21 protein-coding genes and 1 other RNA gene are annotated in these 24,604 nt (G+C 37.1%); 15 read left to right on the forward strand and 7 right to left on the reverse strand.

Annotated features, from left to right (window positions below; genetic code table 11):
• Positions 1–89 precede the first annotated feature (89 nt).
• Both ACFQ0R_RS00115 and ACFQ0R_RS00120 read right to left on the reverse strand, forming a co-directional pair.
• The gene (locus ACFQ0R_RS00115; RefSeq protein WP_379656333.1) at positions 90–1,553 is read right to left on the reverse strand and encodes an aminoacyl-histidine dipeptidase; all 1,464 of its coding nucleotides are present in this window, start codon (positions 1,551–1,553) and stop codon (positions 90–92) included.
• Between the two features lie 575 nt (positions 1,554–2,128).
• Positions 2,129–2,884, reverse strand: a complete 756-nt coding sequence (locus ACFQ0R_RS00120) for an SDR family NAD(P)-dependent oxidoreductase (protein WP_379656334.1) — start codon at positions 2,882–2,884, stop codon at positions 2,129–2,131.
• A gap of 102 nt (positions 2,885–2,986) precedes the next feature.
• Here ACFQ0R_RS00120 and ACFQ0R_RS00125 point away from each other — a divergent pair, with 102 nt between their 5' ends.
• The 7 genes from ACFQ0R_RS00125 (at position 2,987) to ACFQ0R_RS00155 (ending at position 10,390) form a co-directional block, all read left to right on the forward strand.
• Entirely contained in the window at positions 2,987–3,946 is a 960-nt protein-coding gene (locus ACFQ0R_RS00125; protein ID WP_379656335.1) for a calcium/sodium antiporter, read from the forward strand.
• Positions 3,947–4,004: 58 nt separating this feature from the next.
• Positions 4,005–5,111 (forward strand): DUF2891 domain-containing protein, encoded by a 1,107-nt coding sequence (locus ACFQ0R_RS00130; RefSeq protein ID WP_379656336.1) that lies wholly within the window; start codon positions 4,005–4,007, stop codon positions 5,109–5,111.
• Positions 5,108–6,331 carry an Nramp family divalent metal transporter gene (locus ACFQ0R_RS00135; protein ID WP_379656337.1) on the forward strand — a complete coding sequence of 408 codons (1,224 nt, stop codon included), beginning with the start codon at positions 5,108–5,110 and terminating at the stop codon, positions 6,329–6,331. The genes ACFQ0R_RS00130 and ACFQ0R_RS00135 overlap by 4 nt, the downstream gene beginning before the upstream one ends.
• A gap of 79 nt (positions 6,332–6,410) precedes the next feature.
• Positions 6,411–8,144 (forward strand): gamma-glutamyltransferase, encoded by a 1,734-nt coding sequence (gene ggt, locus ACFQ0R_RS00140; RefSeq protein ID WP_379656338.1) that lies wholly within the window; start codon positions 6,411–6,413, stop codon positions 8,142–8,144.
• A gap of 112 nt (positions 8,145–8,256) precedes the next feature.
• Positions 8,257–8,733, forward strand: a complete 477-nt coding sequence (locus ACFQ0R_RS00145) for a DUF1905 domain-containing protein (protein ID WP_379656339.1) — start codon at positions 8,257–8,259, stop codon at positions 8,731–8,733.
• 217 nt (positions 8,734–8,950) lie between these two features.
• Positions 8,951–9,334, forward strand: coding sequence for a DUF4377 domain-containing protein (locus tag ACFQ0R_RS00150; protein ID WP_379656340.1), 384 nt, complete (start codon positions 8,951–8,953; stop codon positions 9,332–9,334).
• A gap of 324 nt (positions 9,335–9,658) precedes the next feature.
• Complete coding sequence (locus ACFQ0R_RS00155) at positions 9,659–10,390, forward strand: hypothetical protein (protein ID WP_379656341.1); 732 nt, start codon at positions 9,659–9,661, stop codon at positions 10,388–10,390.
• Positions 10,391–10,823: 433 nt separating this feature from the next.
• Here ACFQ0R_RS00155 and ACFQ0R_RS00160 read toward each other — a convergent pair whose 3' ends face one another.
• The 3 genes from ACFQ0R_RS00160 to ACFQ0R_RS00170 all read right to left on the reverse strand — a co-directional run bounded on the left by ACFQ0R_RS00160 (position 10,824) and on the right by ACFQ0R_RS00170 (position 12,144).
• Complete coding sequence (locus tag ACFQ0R_RS00160; RefSeq protein ID WP_379656342.1) at positions 10,824–11,063, reverse strand: hypothetical protein; 240 nt, start codon at positions 11,061–11,063, stop codon at positions 10,824–10,826.
• The gene (locus ACFQ0R_RS00165) at positions 11,060–11,233 is read right to left on the reverse strand and encodes a hypothetical protein (RefSeq protein WP_379656343.1); all 174 of its coding nucleotides are present in this window, start codon (positions 11,231–11,233) and stop codon (positions 11,060–11,062) included. Before ACFQ0R_RS00165 ends, ACFQ0R_RS00160 begins: the two co-directional genes overlap by 4 nt.
• A gap of 83 nt (positions 11,234–11,316) precedes the next feature.
• A complete protein-coding gene (locus ACFQ0R_RS00170) occupies positions 11,317–12,144 on the reverse strand; it encodes a hypothetical protein (RefSeq protein ID WP_379656344.1) in 828 nt (275 codons plus the stop codon).
• Positions 12,145–12,706: 562 nt separating this feature from the next.
• Here ACFQ0R_RS00170 and ACFQ0R_RS00175 point away from each other — a divergent pair.
• From ACFQ0R_RS00175 to ACFQ0R_RS00205, 7 genes are all read left to right on the forward strand, one after another.
• A complete protein-coding gene (locus ACFQ0R_RS00175; RefSeq protein ID WP_379656345.1) occupies positions 12,707–14,014 on the forward strand; it encodes an aspartate aminotransferase family protein in 1,308 nt (435 codons plus the stop codon).
• Between the two features lie 142 nt (positions 14,015–14,156).
• A complete protein-coding gene (locus ACFQ0R_RS00180; protein WP_379656346.1) occupies positions 14,157–15,089 on the forward strand; it encodes a carbon-nitrogen hydrolase family protein in 933 nt (310 codons plus the stop codon).
• A gap of 15 nt (positions 15,090–15,104) precedes the next feature.
• A complete protein-coding gene (locus ACFQ0R_RS00185) occupies positions 15,105–15,503 on the forward strand; it encodes a VOC family protein (protein ID WP_379656347.1) in 399 nt (132 codons plus the stop codon).
• 5 nt (positions 15,504–15,508) lie between these two features.
• Positions 15,509–18,253 carry an aminotransferase class I/II-fold pyridoxal phosphate-dependent enzyme gene (locus ACFQ0R_RS00190; RefSeq protein WP_379656348.1) on the forward strand — a complete coding sequence of 915 codons (2,745 nt, stop codon included), beginning with the start codon at positions 15,509–15,511 and terminating at the stop codon, positions 18,251–18,253.
• A gap of 4 nt (positions 18,254–18,257) precedes the next feature.
• Positions 18,258–19,919, forward strand: a complete 1,662-nt coding sequence (locus tag ACFQ0R_RS00195; RefSeq protein WP_379656349.1) for a biotin carboxylase — start codon at positions 18,258–18,260, stop codon at positions 19,917–19,919.
• Positions 19,920–19,930: 11 nt separating this feature from the next.
• Positions 19,931–21,070: a C45 family autoproteolytic acyltransferase/hydolase gene (locus ACFQ0R_RS00200; protein WP_379656350.1), complete on the forward strand. Its 1,140-nt coding sequence runs from the start codon at positions 19,931–19,933 to the stop codon at positions 21,068–21,070.
• A gap of 82 nt (positions 21,071–21,152) precedes the next feature.
• A complete protein-coding gene (locus tag ACFQ0R_RS00205) occupies positions 21,153–22,511 on the forward strand; it encodes an NAD-dependent succinate-semialdehyde dehydrogenase (protein ID WP_379656351.1) in 1,359 nt (452 codons plus the stop codon).
• Between the two features lie 144 nt (positions 22,512–22,655).
• On the opposite strand, the gene ACFQ0R_RS00210 is transcribed toward ACFQ0R_RS00205, so the two are convergent.
• Complete coding sequence (locus ACFQ0R_RS00210) at positions 22,656–23,090, reverse strand: hemerythrin domain-containing protein (protein WP_379656352.1); 435 nt, start codon at positions 23,088–23,090, stop codon at positions 22,656–22,658.
• Between the two features lie 307 nt (positions 23,091–23,397).
• Between ACFQ0R_RS00210 and yjjX the strand changes: the two genes are divergently transcribed.
• A complete protein-coding gene (yjjX, locus tag ACFQ0R_RS00215) occupies positions 23,398–23,925 on the forward strand; it encodes an inosine/xanthosine triphosphatase (RefSeq protein WP_379656353.1) in 528 nt (175 codons plus the stop codon).
• Between the two features lie 65 nt (positions 23,926–23,990).
• On the opposite strand, the gene ssrA is transcribed toward yjjX, so the two are convergent.
• Positions 23,991–24,392, reverse strand: a transfer-messenger RNA (tmRNA) gene (gene ssrA, locus ACFQ0R_RS00220).
• Positions 24,393–24,604 lie beyond the last annotated feature (212 nt).

Here is a 24,604-nt window from a genome sequence, read left to right on the forward strand (position 1 = left end):
ATCAATCCAGTACGTAAACATAAAGTTAACGAATAAATTCCCCTCCTTTGGAGGAGTTAGGGGGATTCCCTATTTGGATTTGGGGCTTTTTACCCCTTTACCGGTATTTGTTTCAAGACCTCTTTCGTCAGTTTCCAGAACTTTTGGGTACTGGAAATGCTGGCGCGTTCGTCTGGTGAGTGTGCTCCACGAATGGTAGGGCCAAACGAAATCATGTCCATCTCTGGATAGTGGCTGCCTAAAATCCCGCATTCCAAACCTGCATGGCACGCAGCGACATTGGCTTTTTCTTTATTTTGTTCCTGATAAATGCGATCGACTACTTTTAGAATATCTGAAGATGGGTCTGGCGCCCAGCCTGGATAATCTCCAGATAAGTCGATTTGAAAGCCAGCCAAATCAAAAGCGGAGGACAGAGAATTTACCAAATCATCTTTGGAAGATGCCAATGAAGATCTTGTGAGACATAAGACTTCAATCTTTCCTCCACCAAGTGCTATTTTAGCAATATTATTGGAAGTTTCTACCAAGCCTTCAATATCAGGGCTCATTCTATAAACGCCGTTATGGGCGGCGTAAATCGATTTTAAAAACGCATCCTGTACATCACTACTCATAATTTTCTTTGGAAGTTCGGTTTGTTCAAGATGGAACTTCATCTCTGGCTCGAGGCTGGCAAATTCAGATTTTATTTCAAAGAAAAGTGTGTTGAGTGTGTCTTCAAATTTGTCTTTTTGATCTTGATGAACAATCACTACGGCTTCACTTTCACGAGGAATGGCGTTTCTAAGTCCGCCACCTTCGATAGAAGCTACTCTAGAATTGACTGTCGTATACCCTGTGTACAAAAGACGATTCATTAGCACATTTGCATTAGCCAGGCCTTTGATGATGTCCATACCGGAATGTCCCCCCTGCAGGCCATTTAGCTTTAGTCTGTATGCCAAGGAGTTCTCTGGAATGGATTCTTCAATATAAAATCGAGTAGCAGTCAAATCTACTCCACCAGCACAACCAATACCGATTTCATCATCTTCCTCAGTATCCAGGTTAAGTAAAATCTCACCATCCAGAATACTGCCATCCAGTTCTTTGGCACCTGTCATTCCAGTTTCTTCATCTATGGTGAATAAAGCTTCCAAAGCAGGATGAGGTATATCATCGCTTTCTAAAATCGCCATGATAGTAGCGACTCCAAGTCCGTTGTCGGCGCCGAGGGTCGTGCCATCTGCCTTCACCCAATCGCCATCTACATGCATGCGGATGCCTTCGGTATCAAAATCAAATTGGGTGTCGTTATTTTTTTGGTGAACCATATCCAGGTGAGATTGTAAAACAGTGGTTTTACGATCCTCCATTCCCGATGTCGCTGGTTTTTTGATGATGACATTTCCTACTTTATCCTGAAGGGTTTCCAGCCCTAAAGATTTCCCGAACTGCATCATAAATTCAATGACTTGTTCTTCTTTTTTGGAAGCTCTTGGCACTGCATTCAAAGCAGAAAAGTGTTTCCAAATGACTTTAGGTTCAAGGTCTTTTATAGTGGTGCTCATATTTTTGATTTTTCACAAAGTTAAGACCCTAAGTACAATAGGATGGTAAGGAATTGATAAAATTACCTTGAGGTCGTGGTTTATTGTGGTAGTATCATATGGTGCTATGGAAAAATCTTGTTCTCGCCCTTAGTTTATCCTGAGCTAAGTAGAAGGGCTCGAACTGACATACTACGATCATCTGTGAAATGTCCCCTCGAGTGAATCGACTTGGTTTTTGGTAAAAAAAACCATGTTGATTTGTATCGAGAGCTTATAGGAGTGAAGAGCTTAACCTCTGTTCTCGATACAATCCCGACGAAATTGCCGGAATCACTCGAACTAACAAGGTTATCGATTCAATTTTATTCCATTTCGTATTAAAAATCACTCTAACAGACAGGCTTCACGATAAAATTTTAAAGACACTAAAACGATAAACAACATACGAGCAACTTCAGGTGAACGCTGAGGTTGATAGAAAACTTAATCATCAAGATTCCCTGTAAACTTCGGATCCCAGCATCGAGCTAACTTTAAGGCTTTAAGCTGGTGATATCGCAAAACTTATAAGTTATTTCGACATAAAATCAGTATTAACTGGATTTATTGATCATTCCGCTGCTGGCCTGGGCTGTAGGCATGACGACTAAATCTGCGATATTAACATGGTAAGGTCGGGTGACAGTGAAGTGAATGATATCGGCGATGTCCTCGGGTTGCAGGGCTTTATAACCTTTGTAAACTTGCTCAGCGCGGTCATCATCTCCTTTGAATCTCACTTTACTAAATTCGGTTTCGACCATGCCGGGATTGATGGCGCCAACGCGGATACCGTGCTCATTCAAATCCATGCGCATGCCCTGATTGATCGCATCTACAGCGTGTTTGCTGGCGCAATATACATTGCCTTTGGGGTAAACTTCCTTACCTGCCGTAGAGCCAATGTTGATAATGTGACCCTCTTTATTCTCGATCATAGTCTGGATGATGGGCTGAGAAACATAAAGTAAGCCTTTTACGTTGATGTCCAGCATTGCATCCCAATCGGCAGAAGAGCCGTTTTGTATGAAATCTAAGCCGTGAGCATTTCCTGCATTGTTGACTAGAATCTGAATGTTTTTAAATTCTAAAGGGAGGGAGTCTAAAGCTTCGTTTACCGCTTTTTGATCTCTCACATCGAAGTTAAGGGTGGTGACTTCTGTATGTGATGACAGTTCAGATGCTAGTTGATCTAAACGTTCCTGACGGCGACCACAGAGGATAAGCTTGAAGTTTTCTTTGGCAAATCGCCTGGAGGTGGCTAAACCAATTCCACTTGTTGCTCCTGTGATTAATGCTATTTTAGACATAAGTTTGTTTTTTTATAAAAGTAAGAAAAAGCTTTCAAATTTATAAGTTGAGTTGAATTTTGAATGGGACTTTCAGACTAATTTAGCTTTAAAATATTTGAGATGGTATTAGAAATACTTTTGGTGGTTTTAGGTTTTGTGCTGTTGATTTTTGGAGCAGATGCTTTGGTGAAAGGTTCATCAGCATTAGCCAAACGGCTTAAAATGTCTGATCTGGCTATTGGACTTACCATAGTTGCTTTTGGAACATCGGCTCCTGAGCTGGTGGTAAGTTCTGTTGCTTCCTTAAAAGGACAGTCTGATTTGATTTTGGGAAATGTCATGGGAAGTAATCTATTCAACTTAATGATGATTTTAGGCATAGTAGCTCTCATCAAGCCCATAACAGTTCAGAGGAGTATGGTTTGGATTGAAATCCCAATATCTCTTGCAGTAGTAGTTGTGCTTTACGTGATATCCAACTCTTTTTTTGGAAACGGAACTGGTCAGGTTTCCAGACTAGATGCAGTAATTTTACTTACTCTATTTGCAGGATTTATGTATTATATCTATCGAGGACTTTCTTCTGAAATAAGTGTAGATGTAGCCGACAATAATCCTGCTCAAAACTACACTACAACAAAAATGACACTTTTGATGGTGTTTGGTCTGACTGGTTTGGTTTACGGCGGTCATCTGGTGGTCACTAACGCCTCTGATATGGCTTTACAATATGGAATCAGTGAGAAAGTGATTGGCTTAACCATAGTCGCCGCAGGAACATCGCTGCCAGAACTGGTAACTTCGGTTGTTGCCGCCCTCAAGAAAAATGCTGACATCGCTATTGGCAATGTGATTGGTTCCAATATTTTCAACGTTTTATTGATTGTTCCGATTAGTGCTTTAATAAAACCTATTGCCTACAACTCATCTTTCAATTTCGAAATGTATTTGCTTGCCGGTGCTACTTTATTTCTGTTTATCGCTATGTTTAGTGGGAAAGCTAAACGCTTAGATAGGTGGGAGGCTTTGATTTTGCTTGTTGGTTTTGTGATATATACAAGTTATATGATTTCAAAATAAACTTGAATTTTGAATGAATTACTTGGTTTGATTAACTTGCCTGTCAAAATTGAAACTTATGAAATGGACTCTACTTTTTTTATTGCCTTTGTTGTTTTGGAGTTGTCAAAATTCACCTGAAACTAAAGGAGGGAGTAAATCACCTTTTGAAAATAAATCTTTTCCTGAATTTGGTACTGTTGAAGCTGAAGAATTAGCTGAACTCCCTCTGGAATGTATTACCCAGGAATTTCCTAATAAATTGGGTCAGGTGTTGGGATCTGAAGAAGATCTGGCAAGGCCAAAAGACTTACGTCCTGCGTTTTACGGCTGTTTTGACTGGCATTCTGCAGTGCATAGTCAGTGGTCTTTGGTGAAATTGCTGAAAGACTTTCCAGAACTGAAGCAAGCCGATAGCATCAGAAGTGCTTTATCTCAAAGACTTACTAAAGAAAACATTCAAAAAGAAATTGAATTTTTCAAAACGGAACACAACCAAAACTTTGAACGCACTTACGGCTGGGCCTGGTTGTTTACATTAGCTAAAGAACTCAAAACCTGGGATGATCCACAAGCTGAAGAATGGCTCAGTAATTTGATGCCGCTTGTAGATATTTTGGAAGTAAAAACACAGGAGTTTCTACCAAAATTGGTGTATCCTATACGAGTTGGGGAACATCCAAATACCGCCTTTGCTTTGTCAATGACTTTGGATTATGCGGAGGTATTTGAAAAACCAGAGCTTAAAGCTTTGATTGTCAAACGTTCAAAAGAATTTTACCTGAAGGACAAAAACTGTCCTATAGAGTGGGAGCCAAGCGGCTATGATTTTCTATCGCCATGTCTGGAAGAAGTTTCCTTAATGGCTAAAGTTTTGCCTGAAAACGAATTCCAAATTTGGGCAAAAGACTTTATGCCTGGTTTGTTTTCAAAATATTTTTCTCTGGATGTTGCTGAAGTTAGTGACAGAAGCGATGGTAAATTGGTGCATCTGGACGGGCTTAATTTTAGCAGAGCGTGGAACCTCTATGAACTGGCTGACACCTACGAAGCCTTCTATCATTTGAAAACCGTAGGGGATCAACATTTTGCCAAAGCCTATCCAAATTTATTTGGAGATACTTATGAAGGGTCTCATTGGCTTGGGACTTTTGCTCTATATGCATTAGATCAGCGTCCTGAATGATTAAAAAACTCACTTCTTACTTTGGTCCAGGAACATTTGTGGCGGCTGCATTTATCGGCCCTGGTACGATCACGATTTGTTCCATCGCAGGCGTTAGGTTTGGAACAGACCTGATCTGGGCGTTGGTGTTATCGATTCTAGCCACTATCGTTTTACAAAACATGTCAGCCAGAATAGGGCTGGTGACTCAAAAAGATTTAGGAACGGCCATGCGTCATGTGGTAAAGCATCCTGTACTGAAAAGTATTTTAATGTTTCTAGTGGTCATTGCCATCGTATTTGGTAATGCGGCTTACGAAGCAGGAAACATTAGCGGCGCTGTGATGGGGTTTTCGGTAATTTATGCAAAAACACAAGTCAGCATAGGAGGTCATCAATTGGATTATTTGCCACTGATTATTGGGGTGATTTGCTTCTTTATTCTGAATATGAACAGCTATAAGAAAATTGAAAACGTTTTGATTGTGTTGGTGGTGTTGATGAGTTTGTCTTTTTTGACAACGGCGATCATTACCAAACCAAGTTATCTGGCTTTATTAAAAGGGGTTTTTCTTTTCAAAATGCCTTCAGACTCTTTAACCACTGTTTTAGCTATTGTAGGAACGACCATTGTGCCCTATAATCTGTTTTTACACTCATCCATAGTTCAGGAAAAGTGGAAAGATTTAAAAGGGTTGAAGTTTGCTAAATTAGATTCGGCTATAGCCATCGGTTTGGGTGGTTTGGTCTCCATAGCTGTGGTGGTAGCTGCTTCCAGATTACCAAAAGATCAATTGCTTTCTATTCTGGATATGGCCGAAACACTTGAGCCTTTATATGGGGTGTATGCAAAATATTTACTCGGCTTTGGATTTTTTGCAGCGGGCATCACCTCAACCTTGACGGCAGCTTTGGCTGCAGCCTATGTGTTGAAGGGCTGTTTGGGTTGGCAGATTGATAAATCTCACCCAAAATTTAAATGGACCTGGCGAGGTATACTTTTCCTGGGAGTTTTATTTTCTTCCTTAGGGATCAATCCGATAGAATTAATTCAAATCGCACAAGTAAGCAATGCTTTATTGCTGCCTTTTATAGCGATTATACTTTTAGCTATCGTTTCCAATCAGAAATTGATGGGAGAGTTTAAAAATACCTGGTTGCAAAATGCAATAGGAATTTTAATTGTTTTGTTTTGCCTGTTTTTGAGTTTGAAGAGTTTTTTTATGATGTATAATGGATAGTAATACATTACTTGATCTTTAACTTTTAAGCACTTTTCAAGTCAAAAAATATGATTCTTAGCCTCTAAAAATTAATCTCATGAATTTATATTTCAAGTGTTTTAGCATTTTATCAATTAGTTTATTAATGACAAGCTTCACTTTTGCCCAAGCAGACAGGGAAGCGAATGGACTGAACTTTGCCTCAAGGTCTGAAGTTATAGGCCAACACGGGATGGTGGCCACCAGTCATCCCTTAGCCACTCAAATTGGATTGGATATCCTGAAGCAGGGTGGAAACGCCATTGATGCAGCCATTGCCGCCAATGCGGCAACCGGGCTTATGGAACCCACCGGAAATGGAATAGGAGGTGATTTGTTTGCTATTATCTGGCATGAGAAAAGTCAGAAGTTGTATGCGATTAACGCTAGTGGACGTTCACCATTAGGTTTATCCTACGATGACCTGCTTGAGGAGCTAGATGAAATCGATCGAGAAAGTATACCGCCTTATCATTTGCTTTCGGTCTCAGTTCCTGGAGCTGTAGATGGCTGGTTTGAGCTGCATAAAAAATTTGGTTCTCTACCGATGAATGACATTTTGAAATCGCCAATCGACTATGCTGAAAACGGATTTCCTGTGACTGAAGCTATATCCATGCGATGGAGATCCAGTGTGCCTTTTTTGAAGTCACAGCCCGGCGCTTTTGAAAGTACATTCACCATAGATGGCCGCGGCCCTCAGAAAGGTGAGATTTTCAAAAATCCTGATCTCGGCAACACATTACGTCTCCTGGCTGAAGATGGGAGAGATGCGTTTTACAAAGGGGAAATCGCCAAAAAGACAGATCAATGGATGAAAGATAACAATGGTTACTTACGTTATGAAGATTTTGAAAATCATCATTCTGAATGGATTGAACCTGTCACCACCAATTATAGAGGTTATGATGTTTATCAGGTAGGAGGTAACGTTCAGGGAACAGCTGTTTTACAGATGCTTAACATTTTGGAAGGCTATGACCTTCAGACCATGGGCTACGGAACGGCAGAAACTTTGCATGCTTTTATAGAAACCAAAAAGCTGGTTTACGAAGACAGAGCCAAGCATTATGCCGATCCAGATTTTCAGGATGTGCCTTATGATATTTTACTGTCTAAAAACTATGCTGCTGAACGCAGACAACTCATTGGAGAAACCGCTATGCAAGATGTCAGTACAGGAGTTGACGTCATTGAAAATGGAGATACGGTTTACCTCACAACAGCAGATAGTGAAGGCAATATGGTGTCTTTGATACAAAGTAACTTTAGAGGCATGGGAACAGGCTTCGTTGTGCCTGGACTTGGCTTTAGTTTTCAGAATCGGGGTGAATTATTTTCCACTGATCTGCAGCATCCCAATGTATATGAACCAGGAAAAAGACCATTTCATACCATTATTCCAGGTTTTGTGATGAAAGACGGTAAGCCATTTTTTAGCTTCGGTAATATGGGAGGAGCTTACCAGTCGATTGGTCATGTGAGTATCCTGACCAATATTATTGATTTTGGGATGAATATTCAGGAAGCAGGCGACGCTGCTCGATGGGATCATTCAGGGTCTTCAGAACCAACTGGATCAGTAAAGGATAAATTGAATTCCACAGGTCAAGTGAACGTAGAGTCTGGAATTCCATATGAAGTTGTTCGCCAACTCCGTGCTAAAGGCCACAAAGTTGAGGTGGGTAATAGTTTCTTCGGAAGATATCAGGGCATTATGAAGGACCACGAAAAGGGCGTGTATTACGGCGCTTCAGAATCTCGAGTCGATGGACAGGCAGCAGGGTATTAGGATTTAGGTTTGTCTTGTAAATAGCTGAGGTAGCCGGGTTTTATTACACAAATATATAAGTTGGCAATAATATAAATACTGAACTGATAAACATCAAAATAACAACAAACGAATGAAATACATCGTTAAAAATGAAAAGCTGACATTGCAATACACCCCTGGCAATGGAGCTTGGACATATCAATTGATTATACCAAACACAAAAGAAATTAAAGGCAAATGGGGTGAATTAAAAGTTTCAGGAACTATAGATGGCTACGAAATAAAGAACAAGAACTTAGGACCAGTAAAAAATTCTGATAAGAAAATGTCTGTGAATTCTGAAATAAGGAGCACAATACACAAAACAGGTGGCGACACTGTGATTGTGACTTTATATCTTGAAAATCAAACGGATGACAATGATAATGCAGAAATTCTTGAATGTTTCAGGGATGCTCAGGTAGTTACCATTTTTGAGAATTTGAGTAAAAATCAACGTGAAGATATTTTTACTGAAATTAATACTGTTGCGACTGACCATCAAAAAGCCGAAAAAATAGTGAGCATTATTGAAAAACTTGGGAATAAAATGTATGAAACTGAATAAACACTATTCCAATTCCGCTATGCTTTATAGATAGATATCTTATTGAGTTGAAAAATTTATTATTCAAAACAAATTGACAGCTCCACCTGACTTTGCCGGCAGGCAGGCTAGAAGACTCATACTCATTAGTCTCGCATTAAATTACTCAAATTGTTGATCTTAATATAACCCTTATATTAGATATACATTTTACCTTTAATTCATAGATAGATCACCAATGAAAAAACAACTCTTAGTTTTAATGATTCTTGCAACTTTAATGTCATGTTCTAATGATGATGACAACCAATCTCAAATTCTTGAAATGAGAGTGAATCATTTTCAGAATACTGGACCTAGATTAGTACCTGTTTTGACCTATCTTGTTCAAGAAGGAGATAATATTGGAACCGACAATTGGACTAAATTCTACTCGACAATTGACGGATTTAATTACCAGCCTGGCACAATCTATACTTTATCTGTGAAGGCAGAACCAATAGACAATCCGCCCGACGACGCAAGTTCTATAAAATATACGCTTTTAGAAATTCAGTCAACACAAGAAGTTGATAACGAAACTCTCTTTAAAATAGATTTGAAAATGGAGAAAATTTTATAACGACAGACAGGGGTTTAGAATTGCTCAATCAAATTAGTATTGACTGTAACAATCTTTGCATCGAATTAGATTCCATATTGCAGAATCAGGATTTTGTAACCGGAACTTTTACGAGAATTTCCGCTAATGAAATAAAATTAATAGAACTCAATTAAAAAAATGTTGCTTACAAAGAGTATCTTCGAAGGAGCATTGTGAGCTAAAACTAAAGGTTTAAGGTTGATTCTTTAAAATTACGACTATAGCGAAGTATGTTTTTATTTCACATGCCACTAGACAAAGCAGCAAAAAGACTTGGTACACAATTTTCACAAGCGTCAAAAAATGAAGGTTCTCTTCTATATCTTTATTATTCTATTTTCAACTCAAACCTTTAGTCAACAGCTTACCGGATACTTATATGATCAAAATGGCAGGGTGCCTAACTTTCCTATATCAAATACGACCCAGGATCTAAATTTAACCTCAAACTCAGAGGGGTATTTTGAAATCCAGGCAAACGCGGGTGATTCTATTGTACTTAGATCGGTAGCCTACAAAACCTATATTTTTGAAGTACAAGCAAATCAGATTGGTAACGACATTGTGATTGAATTGGAGCCTGATAATTTAGATGAAGTTGTTGTTTATGGCTATAAAATAGATAGCAATACCTTAAGCAAGAACCTGAAGAATAGTATACAAAAGGATATTATCAAGAACCCTACACTTTATGAACCCTCTAAAGGAAATATTGGTTACTTAATTCATCGTCTATTCGGCTTATTTAAAACAAATAAAAAATCTAAAGACCAGCCTGTAAAAGAAAGATTGTTGGAGACTCAAGATTTTATTTTTCTTTTTAAAAGTGATGAAATTTTGAATACAGCCTTTTTGGTGGAGGAACTTAAATTATCAGAGAAGTATCAACATCTCTTTTTGGATTTTTTGGGTTCTAAAAAAATGAGTTTTCACTATCTTGACAAGGATAAAAAATTGGAGCTGATAGATTTGATTTATAAATATCATGCAGAATATAAGTCAGTAATCAACTCCTCTAAAAGCGATGACCAGTAGCGAAAAATCCCTTATAATTCAGAATGCGTATTGCTTTGTCTACTTCAGGTGGACTTTTACATGACTTATAAACCTTTACTTTCATATTTTTCTAAATACCGGATCCAAATTTAGTTTCAACAGAATTACTTATTCCTTCATTTACGATCAAAGATGCAAATTGAATTCCAGGCCTTATCGATATGAATAATATTTGACTATTTTTTCTCTTTTGTAGCTATAAGTTGAATTTTCGAAGCATTCATTATATTGAGAAGCTATTTTTCTAAGATTTTTTTCTTTGTATTCCAGATTTCTAAATTGCGATTCTGATATTTTTTTACAATTTAAATGATTGAGTAACTGTTGTCTGAAATTGTTGTTTTGCCTTATTTTGTACTTGTCACCTAGATATTTTTTATATATAAGTTCTTCTGTTTTAACGTCTTGTGTTTTATAAAAAATAACGAGTGAAAGTACCTTTTGAATATGTATATAGATTAGCCTGACCTTCTTCCAAAACTTTCAGCAGTAAATGCTGTTCTTTAACGTTAGGAAGCCTATCTCTACTTAAGTCGGAGAGAGGGTTTTCTGAAATATCAATATCGACTTTTACAGATTTATATTTAGCTTGACCATAGATTTCGAAACCTGGAATATCATTTTGGTCTAACTTTCTTTGATTGGCAGTCAATGTTTTTTTATGACTATTTGTTCTGGATTATTTTTCCAGTCATAATCCTTAATAAACCCTGAGGTGGTGTCTTTAAAGGTTGAAATGTAATAGCTTTTCTTAAAAGTATCCTGAGCCAAACAATTAACACTAAAGAAAATAAGACTAATGGATGGAATAAGAGTTTTCATAAAATAGATGTATTAACAGAATCAAAATAACAAGTTCTTGGTGAGATTTGTGTTTGAAACTTTAGGACTTCAATCTAGATTTATTAGTTATTACTTTTAATAAATTTAAAATCTGGTTCAGAGGTTTTAAAGGCTTTCGGAATAAATGGATTTTCTAGTGTAAAGATTCTACGTTCATTTAATTTTAAATCCTCAATCAATGTTCCGTAATAAGAATTGAAAATTGAGTCCATAACCTCGTTTTTATTAATTCTTTCTAAACCAACGTCTAGTCGCTCAGCAAGCTTTTTTTGATTTGGGTTGACATAAAATACCATAGGAAATGGATAATAAAACAAGATCCCATCGTTTATTCCCAGGTTATCAAATTTTGATGCTCTTCTTTCAAAAACGCTCGAAATTTCATTTGCACCAAAGGCTGTGTAATCAAATTCTTTATTCGAGAGCCTTTCAAACAGACTATCTAAGTTGCCTTTTTCTAAAACCGAATATCCGTTTTTTTCAAATATTTTGACATCGCTCCAGGTTTCTGGAATGCCATGAACAAGTTGTTTCAATTTAGTTTCTGAAGTTTTTGTATTGAACTTATCTAAAGCGCTTTGATGGACGATAGGTATTCTGTAACCCAATAAGTTTTTAGCTAATGGTTTTTCAATAACAAAAATATCCTGGTCTTTAAACTTTTGGTTTCCAGCAATAGTGACCAATAAGTCATAATTTCTTTCTGTAAATACTTTAGATTCTTCATCACCTGGTAACTCTGTAGAGTTTTCTTCTATTTTACATAAACCAAAATCATTTTCAGTTGCTTTTAAGACAGCCTGTAAAATTTCTCTTTCGTAGTCTTTTCTGATTTGAGTACGATTACCACTCCAAAACTTTAGTTCCTGAGTATCTATTTTTTGAGCCATATTTTCATGTTTTTAATTTTATTAAAATGACAAGACGTTATAAATAAAGAGAATAAAATAAAATTGAGTAGTATCTTTATCGGTAAAATTAATGATCGAAAATATGCTTAAATATTAAATTTTAGTAGCTAGTAATGTTTTATTGAAGTCTTAAGACGCTTAGTCTTCCTGATAATTATGAATATATCTTCATTTAGCGCATGGAGAAATGATATTTAATTCCCAAAGAATTTCGTTAAATTATTTAACAAGTAACTAATTGGAGTTGATTTTAGCTTTAAGTAAAAATTAAAGTTTGATTTATAATTTGTAAGATATTAGCAATCAGTTAAATAAAATTTTTTAAAGTTGTTTGTCGATGACTGATTTATCAATGCATTAACAAGTTTTTTACCATAAATTTAATTAAAAATATTTTTTATTCTTGATTACTTAAGTAAAAGCAATTTTGAATAATAAAATTTAATTGTATATTGAGAGACCTCTAAATTAGAGATTGGGTTCAAACCATCTTATTACAATCTAAATTAAAAATTATAATAAATTGAATAACTAAAATTTTATGACTCAAGAGCAAACTAAATCTCAGGAGCTCCTTGACAGGAGAAGAAACATCGTAGCCAATGGCGTTGGTGTTTTCAATACAGCCACTGTGAAAAAGGCTGAAGGTGCAATAATTACAGATGTAGATGGGAATGAATTGATAGACTTTGCTGGTGGAATAGGAGTTGTAAATGCAGGTCATTGCCCAGCACCTGTTGTGAAGGCTATTCAAGAACAAGCAGAAAAATACCTGCACACTAGCTTTAATGTGGTCACTTATGAGCCATACATAAAGCTTAGCGAGGAACTTGCAGAAATTCTTCCACATGGTGATCATACCAAAGTTATGCTTATCAGCACTGGTGCTGAAGCTGTAGAGAACGCTATTAAAATAGCACGTCAGGCGACAAAAAGACCTGCTGTAATATGCTTTACCGAAGCATATCATGGCAGAACATTAATGGGCATGAGTCTCACTAGCAAAGTAAATTATAAATTTTCATCAGGACCTTTTGCTCCAGAGGTTTATAGGATTCCTTTTCCGAATTTTTATAAATATCGAGGTTCAAGGGATATGGAGGAATTTGTGGAAACAGAACTTCACAGACTTAGAGAAAGTGCTCATAGTATGGTTGACATCAATAGCGTCGCTGCAATTATTGTAGAGCCAATACAAGGAGAAGGTGGCTTTAATCCAATACCTCAGAAGTATCTTGAGGGCTTGCGTTCTTTTTGTGATGAGCACGGTGTTATGTTAGTTTTTGATGAAATCCAAAGTGGTTTTTGTCGTACCGGTCATTGGGCTAGCTGGCAACATTATGGAGTTCAGCCAGACTTAAGTACGTATGCCAAATCAATGGGTTCTGGACTTCCTATTGCAGCTGTAGTAGGTAGAGCAGAAATAATGGATGCTGCAGAATCTGGAACAATAGGAGGTACTTACATAGGTAGTCCAATTTGTTGCGCTGCAGCTATAGCTACCATTCAATTTATGAAAGACGAAAACCTTAATGATCGAGCCATACATATCGGACATATAATTACAGAACGTATGCAAGGCCTTAAAAAAGATTGTCCTGAAATTGGTGATGTAAGAGGTTTGGGAGCTATGATAGGGATAGAATTTGTTGAAGACAACGACCCAGGAAAACCTCTAACCGACTTATGTTCAAAAATATTAAAGGGCTGTGCTGAAGACGGTTTAATTCTCATAAGTGCTGGTACCTTTAAAAATGTTTTAAGAATATTATGTCCACTGGTCATAACAGATGAACAATTAAATAGAGGTCTAGATATTCTTGAAAATCAAATAAGAAAACATACTTAGGAATTTATATATTATAGTGCTTTGAAAGAAGCTATAATATAATTTGGTGTGCAAAATTTTCAATAATTATAGTGTGTTTAAATACAATGAATAAAACTAATTTGGGGAAATAATTTTCCAGACAACAAAAAATAAATAATATATGAATCCATTTGCAATAGCTGGAATCCAAATGAAGACTTCAGCGGTCGTCTCCAATGTGGAAATGATGAAATTGAAACTTGATATCACTATGAGTCTTTATCCCTGGGTAAATATGGTGGTGTATAGTGAATTATGTGGTTACGGTCCATTAACACATACTGCTCAAGAAATTCCAGGAGAATTTGAAAAAGAAATGCAGGCGATGGCCAAAAAACATGGTGTTTGGTTACTACCAGGTTCTATTTTTGAGAAAAGCGAAGGTAAAATTTACAATACTGCTACAGTCATAAATCCTGAAGGTGAAATTGTGACACGATATAGAAAGATGTTTCCATTCTATCCTTATGAGGTAGGAGTTACACCAGGTTCAGAATTTTGTGTATTTGATGTGCCGGGTGTAGCAAGATTTGGTTTATCCATTTGTTATGATATGTGGTTTCCAGAAACTGTACGTACTCTAGCCGTTATGGGAGCAGAAGTTATCTTACATCCAACTATGACTGGAACTATAGATCGAGATGTGGAATTGTCCATTGTAAGAGCAATGGCAGCCGTTAATCAATGTTACTTCTTTGATGTAAACGGATTGGAGTCTGGAGGTAGTGGAAGATCAATAGTTTGTGGACCTGATGGTAGAGTTATTTACCAGGCCGAAGGCAATGAAGAAATTTTTCCACTTGAACTCAATATAAATCGTGTTAAGAGGAGTCGAGAACTCGGTATATTACGTTTAGGTCAACCCTTAAAAAGTTTTAGAGATCATATTGGTCAATTCAATATATATAAACCTGGTGCTCAATTACCTTATCTAAATTCACTAGGTCCACTCATTAAGCCCACAAGATTAGATAATTTGACTGAGTTGAAGATGAAAGAGCATGAATATAAACCCCCACACAATCCGACTGGATATAAGGGATTTGGTGGATAATTTAAAAAAAAAGCAATGGGAGGAACATCACCTAAAATAAAGAAACAACAAAAAGATTTTATAAGTTGGTTTGAAATTCCAGCCATCAATTTTCAGCAATCTGTAAATTTTTACAACCAGATTTTTGGAATTGATATGGAAACCAATATTGATGATAATTATGCAATGGCTTTTTTTCCTGTTAATAATGGAATTGGAGGCTCAATAGTAGCTGGTCCTGGTTCAACACCCGGAGATTCAGGACCGTTAATATATCTAAATGCTGGAAAAGATCTCAACTTGGTCCTTGGAAATGTTGAAAACGCTGGGGGTAGAATTGTAATGCCGAAAACGCTCATAAACGAGGAGGCTGGTTGTTTCGCCATTTTTATAGATCCAGAAGGAAACAAATTAGCACTTTACTCAAGCCAATAATACTTATGATGAATTCAAAACTTCAAATTTCCAATTGTTATAATATCAATCAACTCCGTCTAGAGTCGTGGAATTCTTTAAAGCTGGAATCTTCAAAACTTGGCGAGAATTCTAAAGGTTCAACTGAAGAGAAGAATCAAATTGAAAAAGTCAAAAAACTTCTCAAAAAGTTAGAAAGTATTGAAAGCTACTTTGCTCTCCCAGGAATTCATAGATTAGGATTGTTATTTGAAATGATGGAAAGGCAAGAATACACTGCTTTTGCTCATAAAATTTCTGAAATCACCAAGCTTCTTGTAAGTGATAAATACCGGAGTAACCCCAATGCGTTAGAAGATGAGGAGTTGAGTACAGAACAGCTGGAAGCCATCGATAAATACGATGGAAAGGGCAAAAATTACTTTGAGGTTCTTTTTGTAGAGGACATTTCTCCACAGGAGGAGAATAAACTGAGAAGTGATATAAAAGAGGTCTGCACTAGTAGTGATCAATTCAATTATGGGGTGGTTGTTCAAAAAACCTTTGAAGATGCCATGATAGCGTTGAAGTTCAACAGTAATATTCAGGCAGTAGTTATACGTTACGCCCCTCCGTACAAATCCAAGAAAATTACTCCGGTACTGGAGCCTTTTGTTCAAAGTATTCTGGATTTAGACATGAATTCAAAATCAGAAATACGTTTGGGCCCTGTACTTGGCAGATTGGTCAAGAAATTCAGACCTGAGATTGATACGTATTATGTGACGGATACCTCCCTGGGAAACCTTAGAGATAACACCTTAAAAACCTTCGATAGAATTTTTTACAGAGCGGAAGATGTTCAGGAATTACACCTGACGATTCTAAGAGGAATTTATAAGCGATACGAAACTCCATTTTTTTCGGCCTTGAAAGAGTATAGTAAGAAGCCCACTGGCGTATTTCATGCCATGCCTATATCTCGTGGTAATTCAGTTTTCAAATCCAGATGGATCAATGATTTTGGAAATTTCTATGGAAGGAATATGTTTTTGGCTGAAACTTCTTCAACCAAAGGTGGATTGGACTCGTTACTTCAGCCTACAGGAACTTTGAAGACGGCTCAAAAAATGGCTAGTAAAGCTTATGGCTCACTAAATACCTTTTTTGTAACAAACGGAACTTCGACTTCCAACAAAATTGTGGTGCAGGCCTTGGTAAAGCCAGGGGATGTTGTTTTAATCGACAGAGATTGTCATAAATCTCATCATTATGGATTAGTACTCGCTGGTGCATATCCAGTGTATCTGGACTCCTATCCGATAGAAAAATATTCGATGTACGGAGCAGTTCCTTTGCAACAAATTAAAGATAAGTTGCTGCAACTGAAAGAGGCGGGGAGAATGGAATTGGTCAAAATGCTATTACTTACCAATTGTACTTTTGATGGTCTTGTGTATAATGTTGAAAAAGTAATGGAAGAGATTTTGGCTATCAAACCAGATATGATTTTTCTCTGGGATGAAGCCTGGTTTGCTTTTGCTGGTTTTACTTACAGCTACAAGCAGAGAACAGGAATGTATGTAGCCGATAAACTCAGCAAAAAATATAAAACGGATAAATATAGGATTGAATACGAAGAGCATATCAAGGGTTTAGAAAAAGGTGAAGTCCCAAAACTTCCAGATCCAGATAAGGTGCGTATAAGAGTGTACTCAACCCAAAGTACGCATAAAACCTTAAGCAGTTTCAGACAAGGCTCTATGATCCACATTTGGGATCAGGATTTCAGAAAGAAAACACAGAATACATTCATGGAAGCCTACATGACTCACACTTCTACATCTCCAAATTATCAAATTCTTGCCTCTCTGGATGCTGGAAGAAGGCAAGTGCAGTTTGAAGGCTATGAGCTTGTGGAAAAAAGTATAGAATTAGCCATGGTCTTTAGGGCAAAAGTCAATGATCACCCAAAATTGAAAAAGTATTTTGATGTACTGACTGTAGGCGATTTTATTCCCAAGGAATACAGGTCATCAGGCTTGTCGGAATATTACAACCCCAAGTCAGGCTGGAATAGAATGGATGAGGCCTGGAAAAATGATGAATTTGTTTTGGATCCCACTAAGATTACCATACACATAGGAAGAACTGGAGTGGATGGAGATACCTTTAAGAATAAGTATTTGATGGATCAGTTTAGTATCCAAATCAATAAAACTTCCAGAAACTCAGTTTTATTGATGACCAATATTGGTACCACAAGAGGTAGCATCACTTATTTGACAAATGCGCTGCTGAAAATTGCCGATGAGTTGGACAGAGAGGAATTGTCACTGACATCAAAAGAAAATAAAATACATCAGGCTAAAATCAAATCGTTAACGCAGGATTTCCCGCCTTTACCAGACTTTAGTTATTTTCATAATTCTTTTCAAGCGGTCCCCGGCGTTCCTGGAGGGAATATCAGAGAGGCTTTCACACTAGCCTATAGTGAAGAAAATTACGAATACGTCCCTTTATCGGAGTGCAAATCTACTTTAGAAGGCGGAAGAACTTTGGTAGCCTCATCCTTTATAATTCCTTACCCACCAGGATTTCCTGTTCTGGTCCCAGGACAAGTGGTAAGCGAAGAAATCATTCATTTCTTAACTGTTTTGGATGTGACTGAAATTCACGGATATTCACCAGAACTCGGGTTAAGGGTATTTAAAGACAGTGTTTTGAATAGACAACAAACAGTAACTTCCATGGGAAGTAATAAAAAGAAAAATTTAATCGATAAAAAATAAATTTATGGACTCAAAAGATAAAAAGACAGGAGATCAATCTCATTCTAAGCAGGCTACAATCACCGGAAAGGATGAGACCAAAATTCCAGTTCGTGGAGATCAAAAGTCAAAAAGTAAGAAAGAGTCAGCATCAACTAAAGCTGGTGCATCCTCCAAAAGTAAATCAACTAAAGTTTCCCCTGGAACTGTTCAAAAGAAAAGAGGAAGACCTAAAAAAGTTGAATTGAATGGCATTTCAGACATCAGAAGGGCTTTTCATAAAAATGAAGAACCTTTATATTTTATAAGTGCCACCAACTTCAATCTTTTGGGAGCAGATGAGTGGATAAAAGGATTTAGATTCATCACTTATATCGAATGTTTTGATGGACAACATCCCAATGTGTTTTCTCCAAAAAACGAAATCCCTCACGATGATTTTGAAGGTATAGAAGATATTAATAACTACTTGTTGCAACACCCGGAAGTGCAGGATTACATCAAGACCAGAAGTGTTGATGGAAGAGCAGGAAAGGCGATGTTCCTCATGTTTAACGAAGAAACCGAAAGACTTGCAGAAAAGCTAGGCTTGGAAATTATGTTTCCAAAAGCTGAAATGCGAACTTTTCTTGACAACAAAGTCAATACCAATAGAATTGCAGAGAAAGCAGGGGTCGCTTGCGTTCCTTACGTGCTTTCTAATGTTAAAAATTACGATCACTTACGTGAAGTTTCTGAGCATTTAGGTAATGAACTGGTGATTCAAACGCCTTTTGGAGATTCTGGTCATACCACTTTCTTTATCTCAAATGAAGAAGAATACCTTGAATATGCAGATGAAATTGAAGAAGAATCTGAGGTGAAAATCATGAAACGTATTCGTTGCAGAGGATCAGCTATTGAAGCCTGTGTCACGAGACATGGTACTATAGTTGCGCCATTAATGACAGAATTGGTTGGTTTTGAAGAATTGACCCCTTACGAAGGAGGATGGTGTGGTAACGAAATATACCCAGATGCCTTTACGCCAGAGTTGAGACAAAAGGCAGTCGATTACACACAGCTTTTTGGAAATCAATTGAGAGAAGAAGGGTATAAGGGTTATTTTGAGCTGGATTTCCTCATAGATCAAGATAATGGAGAGATTTACTTAGGTGAGCTCAATCCTAGAGTTACCGGGGCCAGTTCCATTACCAACCATGCTGTGTTTGCCTTGGCAGATGCTCCTTTGTTTGTTTTTCATATTTTAGAATGGATGAACATTGATTATGCTCTGGATGTTGAAAAATTAAACAAGCGTTGGTCAAATCAGCAAAACATAGATAGCTGGAGTCAATTGATTGTAAAACACACTACAGATACAATTGAATACGTTACCGAGTCTGCAAAATCTGGTATCTGGAAAATGTATGATACAGGTCACATTCAGTTTGATAGGATGGATACCCACAGACGTGCTGTACAAAATGAAAATGAAGCTTTCTTTATGAGAATAGCCAAAGATGGCGATTACCTTTATGAAGGCGCAGATATGGGAATTTTGGTATCCAGAGGCAGGATGATGACAGACGATTTTGAATTGAACGACAGAGCCAGAAACTGGATAAAAGCGATACGATCTAAGTTTTCTTCAGTTGTCGTTGAAGATAAACGCAAGTCGAATTTATCCGGATCTTTGACTAAATAATAAATCTCTATATGCAGATTAATTTTAAGACGATTTCAGAACCTGGTTTGCCTGGCTTAAAATGGCAAAACGTGTTCTTTACGCATTGGGAGGCTTATAAAAAGTGGTTAATTGAAAATGAGAACGATGTTCCAACTGCAGATTTGGAAACTTCTCAGTTAGCTCTAAAAACTTACATGCCAGAGATATGGCCGACTTATGAACGACTCTGTCATCTTGTGGATGCAGATGAATTAGCTGCTAAATTTCTCACGGGCTATCAGCCCCCATTTTATGTTAGCGGCTGCTCAAATGCGATTTTGGAAGGCGAGGATTTTCAACTCGTTCGAAATTACGATCATCATCCAGACCTGTTTGAAGGCGTTCAAATCCTTACCAAATGGAATCAAAAAAAAGTCATTGCGACGAGCGATTGTCTCATTGGCGTTTTGGATGGTATCAATGAAGATGGTTTAGTCGTTTCACTAACCTTTGGGGGAAGAAAAATCACGGGAAAAGGATTCGGGATTCCCTTTATTTTAAGGTATATTCTTGAATTTTGTTCCAATGTAGACGAAGCTATAGATGCTTTAATTAGAATTCCTTCTCACATGGCTTATAACGTGAGTGTCGCAGACAAGTCGGGGAGGTATAAAACCATAAGAGTTGCACCCAATGAAAAAGCCGTTGTAACAAATTCTGCATACACTACAAATCACCAAAAGAAAGTAGATTGGCCGGAGATCGCTAGGTTTAATAAAACGGTTGAAAGGTCTTTATTTTTGAGTCATTTACTGGAAGAAGATGATCTTTCAGCAGATGATTTAGTTGCTGCATTTCTCAGAAAACCTCTCTATAATGATCTTTTCAAAGAAGGGTTTGGCACTTTATTTACAGCGGCTTATCAACCTAATTCAGGTCGGGTTGAGTTGCATTGGCCAGACAAGAAAATAAGTCAAAGTTTTGATGATTTTGAGGAAAAGGAGGAGTGGATTCAGCTCAAGCAAAGAAAGAGAAGGGTAAAAAACAATCAGTTTGCAATGCCATATAAAGGCCATACTGCCAAAAACATAACCTATTCCAATCCTTATTTGGATAAAGTTGCACCAAAAAAATCCAAGGAAATTACAAAAGAGTTTTTAAAAGAAGTTTGGTCAACTATAAAGTCATAAATTTAATTGTTCATCAACCAAAACTTTTTATTCAAATTTGAAAATATTTCAAAATTGAATGAGTTTTTTAAAACTAAAGCAAATGAAATTTCAAAGCAAAAATCCTTACGATGGAAAAAACATCGCAGAATATACTTCACTTACTTCCGAAGAGCTTAATCAAAAACTAGAAGATTCTTCTGAAGCATTTAAGCATTGGAGAAAAACACCATTATCTGAAAGAACAGGACTTCTTAAAAAAGCAGGCCAAATACTTAGAGATAATGTAGATGAATATGCTGAGGTTATTACTTTAGAAATGGGGAAACCTATCTCTGAATCCAGATCTGAGATTGAAAAATGCGCCTGGGTTTGTGATTATTATGCAGAACATGCTGAAGAATTTTTGGCACATGAAGAAGTTAAAACCGATGCTTCAAAAAGTTATGTGCGACATGACCCGATAGGGACAGTGTTTGCCGTGATGCCCTGGAACTTTCCATTTTGGCAGGTGTTTAGATTTGCCGCTCCAACATTAACTTCTGGAAACACAGGCTTGTTGAAACATGCTTCCAATGTTTTTGGTTGTGCTGAGAAGATTGAAGAAGTGTTTATTAAGGCTGGATACCCTAAGGCTGTGTTTCAAAATTTGATCATTCACCACGATGAAACTGAAAGTGTTGTTTCTCACGATGCTGTGAAAGCTATTACACTCACCGGAAGTGAGAGAGCAGGTTCTTCAGTAGCTCAGTTGGCTGGTAAGTATATTAAGAAGAGCCTTTTAGAACTTGGAGGAAGTAATTCATTTATAGTTTTGGATGATGCAGATATAAATCAGGCTGTTGAAACTGCCATCAAAGCTAGGATGATGAATAGTGGTCAAAGTTGTATCGCTGCGAAGCGGTTTATTGTGATCGATTCAGTTTATGATGAATTTGTATCCAAATTTGTCAAAGCTGCAAGTGAACTTAAGTCTGGAAATCCTAGTTTAGACAAAACGCAAGTTGGACCACTCGCTCGAAAAGATCTCGCAGTTGAACTTCAGAAGCAAGTTCAAAAATCCATAGAAAAAGGGGCGGAATTATTGCTGGGAGGAAAGCAAGAGGAATGCTTTCATGAACCAACTATTTTGGGAAATGTAAGACCAGGAATGCCTGCTTTCGATGAAGAAACCTTTGGTCCACTAGCAGCTATGATCAAAGCTAAAACCATAGATGAAGCATTTGAGCTTTCTGAAAATTCAAAATTTGGACTCGGAGTCTCAGTATTTACGAAAAATACTCAAAAAGCTATGGAAATGGCAGATAGAGTAAGTGATGGGGCTTATTTTATAAATGAGCTTGTAAAATCAGATCCGAGACTTCCATTTGGCGGAACAAAGATTTCTGGCTACGGAAGGGAATTGGCGAGAGAAGGAATGATGGAATTTGTGAATAAGAAAACAGTTTATGTAAAAGTTTAACTGATAATATTTTATGAATAAAACGGTTAGATAAACTATAAAACCCCTGTAGACATTAAGTTTACAGGGGTTTTATATTAATTTGAATAATCCAAGATTCTATAATTGATGCAGTAGGGTGAAATAAGAAATAGGCACAGAAGATTATCTCATTTTCTTGATTTCCTTATTGTAATCTTCAGCAAGACTAGTTTTTTGATTATCGGTAAGAACTTTTCCTGCTACTTGGAAAACCTCATGTTCTTCTTCATCTAGATGATGAATTACCTTGTGCTCAAGTGCTTTTGCAATCTTTAACCAGTTAGACGCATTCATTTTTGTATTTTCCAGTTGCTCCATTAGTTCATCCATCTCGTGGTGTTCTGCAACACTATGTCTAGCTTTTTCCTGAGTAAGGTCTTTCTTTATTAGAGGTATGTAGAAGTGTCTTTCTTCAGCATCTGCATGAATTTTTAATTCATGTTTCAATTGATCAAAGATTTTTTTTCGTTCTTCAGTATCACCGTGGGTTTCTACCAATTTAGCAACGAGATGGCGCTGTATTTCGTGTTCCTGGCGTAAAGCTTCAAAAATTGTCATGATATAAGATTTTTGATTCAACTTCTAAGTTAGAAATTAATAGGTTAAGAAAAACTCAAATTTAGATTTCAACTGATAGTTTAAACCCGTTCTAAAGAAAAGTTATTTTTGTCAGTCTCGTTTATATTCACTTCCTGAAGTTCTCTTAATTCAAAATTTTGGTATGTTTAAAATTATAGCCGGGTGGTGTTATAATTCAAGCCTTTGGAGGCAGAAGTTTAAGTGTTGAAACTTTAAACGATAAGAGAAGGCAATTTTCCGTATTTAAAAAATATAAATAAAAAAAGACGTATAAATTCAAATGTTCATGAAAAAAGTAATTATCGCCTCAAAAAACCCTGTAAAAATACAGGCAGCAAAAAATGGATTGGAACAGATGTTTCCCAATCAGGAATTCGAATGTATGGGTGTATCTGTCCAGTCAAATGTGTCCGACCAGCCTATGAGTGATGAGGAAACCTTTCGCGGAGCAAAAAACAGAGCTGACAATGCTGTTAAAACTTACAAGGACGCCGATTTTTATATTGGTATAGAAGGAGGGATAGCAAATATCGAAACTGAAATGCAGGCATTTGCCTGGGTCTTTATTAAATCCAAAGAGAAGTACGGTAAATCCAGAACAGGAACCTTTTTTCTCCCTAAACAGGTGGTTGACTTGATTAAAGCAGGGAAGGAGCTTGGTGAGGCAGATGATATAGTCTTTAAACGCGATAATTCTAAACAAAAAAGTGGAGCAGTAGGCATTTTGACAGGAGGTACAATAAACAGAACAGGCTATTACACAGAGGCTGTCATTTTAGCCTTGATTCCTTTTAAAAATGAAGATTTGTATTAAAAATACAACCAAATTTGTCACCTATAAAACAAAACCCCCATATACACTGGGTATATGGGGGTTTTTTGTGGAGTCGGGGAGACTCGAACTCCCGTCCAAACAAGCAATTCAATAGTTTTCTACACGCTTAGTCTTCTCTTAGGTTTTCGAGATAAAGCTGGCTGAAGACCACCTACTTTATCCTTATCCTCAATTAGAATTTACCAAAGCATCAAGGCCCTACTTTGGCTATATTTACTTTACCGGTGCCTCTGTTGCAAACGCCGTAAATCAAGGCTTTTGCGAGACATCTTAGCCCGTTACCTTGTAACGGTTAAGCATATCCTACTGTGATTCGGATTATGCAGCCAAGGCGTAGTTATCTTCGCCGTTTAAAAAAGTGTGAAATATGAGATTTACGAGCTATATCCCAGCGCTCGGCGTGCTTACCATTCAATTGGTCTTGCTGTCAAAACCAAATCGACCCCAATTTAAATGTGTGAAGCATAACAATTGCCATCACGTCAATGAACATGTTTGTTTAGGCCTTTAACCTTTTAGGAAGCTTTTGCTTCCCAAAGTTTAGGACTATCCGCCATATCTTTTTCACCTTTAATTAAGTAGCAAAAAGTATGCCGTTTCTATCCCTAACGCAGGCTTACGTCAAATTAAGGCATCCGAGCAAAACCAGCGTTTCGTT

It is taken from the genome of Psychroflexus salinarum, from assembly GCF_042677225.1.
Lineage (GTDB): Bacteria > Bacteroidota > Bacteroidia > Flavobacteriales > Flavobacteriaceae > Psychroflexus > Psychroflexus salinarum.

Coding starts and splice junctions, on each gene's coding strand:
- ACFQ0R_RS00115 (WP_379656333.1), bottom strand. CDS start 1,553: ATGAGCACCACTATAAAAGACCTTGAACCTAAAGTCATTTGGAAACAC.
- ACFQ0R_RS00120 (WP_379656334.1), bottom strand. CDS start 2,884: ATGTCTAAAATAGCATTAATCACAGGAGCAACAAGTGGAATTGGTTTA.
- ACFQ0R_RS00125 (WP_379656335.1), top strand. CDS start 2,987: ATGGTATTAGAAATACTTTTGGTGGTTTTAGGTTTTGTGCTGTTGATT.
- ACFQ0R_RS00130 (WP_379656336.1), top strand. CDS start 4,005: ATGAAATGGACTCTACTTTTTTTATTGCCTTTGTTGTTTTGGAGTTGT.
- ACFQ0R_RS00135 (WP_379656337.1), top strand. CDS start 5,108: ATGATTAAAAAACTCACTTCTTACTTTGGTCCAGGAACATTTGTGGCG.
- ggt (WP_379656338.1), top strand. CDS start 6,411: ATGAATTTATATTTCAAGTGTTTTAGCATTTTATCAATTAGTTTATTA.
- ACFQ0R_RS00145 (WP_379656339.1), top strand. CDS start 8,257: ATGAAATACATCGTTAAAAATGAAAAGCTGACATTGCAATACACCCCT.
- ACFQ0R_RS00150 (WP_379656340.1), top strand. CDS start 8,951: ATGAAAAAACAACTCTTAGTTTTAATGATTCTTGCAACTTTAATGTCA.
- ACFQ0R_RS00155 (WP_379656341.1), top strand. CDS start 9,659: ATGAAGGTTCTCTTCTATATCTTTATTATTCTATTTTCAACTCAAACC.
- ACFQ0R_RS00165 (WP_379656343.1), bottom strand. CDS start 11,233: ATGAAAACTCTTATTCCATCCATTAGTCTTATTTTCTTTAGTGTTAAT.
- ACFQ0R_RS00170 (WP_379656344.1), bottom strand. CDS start 12,144: ATGGCTCAAAAAATAGATACTCAGGAACTAAAGTTTTGGAGTGGTAAT.
- ACFQ0R_RS00175 (WP_379656345.1), top strand. CDS start 12,707: ATGACTCAAGAGCAAACTAAATCTCAGGAGCTCCTTGACAGGAGAAGA.
- ACFQ0R_RS00180 (WP_379656346.1), top strand. CDS start 14,157: ATGAATCCATTTGCAATAGCTGGAATCCAAATGAAGACTTCAGCGGTC.
- ACFQ0R_RS00185 (WP_379656347.1), top strand. CDS start 15,105: ATGGGAGGAACATCACCTAAAATAAAGAAACAACAAAAAGATTTTATA.
- ACFQ0R_RS00190 (WP_379656348.1), top strand. CDS start 15,509: ATGATGAATTCAAAACTTCAAATTTCCAATTGTTATAATATCAATCAA.
- ACFQ0R_RS00195 (WP_379656349.1), top strand. CDS start 18,258: ATGGACTCAAAAGATAAAAAGACAGGAGATCAATCTCATTCTAAGCAG.
- ACFQ0R_RS00200 (WP_379656350.1), top strand. CDS start 19,931: ATGCAGATTAATTTTAAGACGATTTCAGAACCTGGTTTGCCTGGCTTA.
- ACFQ0R_RS00205 (WP_379656351.1), top strand. CDS start 21,153: ATGAAATTTCAAAGCAAAAATCCTTACGATGGAAAAAACATCGCAGAA.
- ACFQ0R_RS00210 (WP_379656352.1), bottom strand. CDS start 23,090: ATGACAATTTTTGAAGCTTTACGCCAGGAACACGAAATACAGCGCCAT.
- yjjX (WP_379656353.1), top strand. CDS start 23,398: ATGAAAAAAGTAATTATCGCCTCAAAAAACCCTGTAAAAATACAGGCA.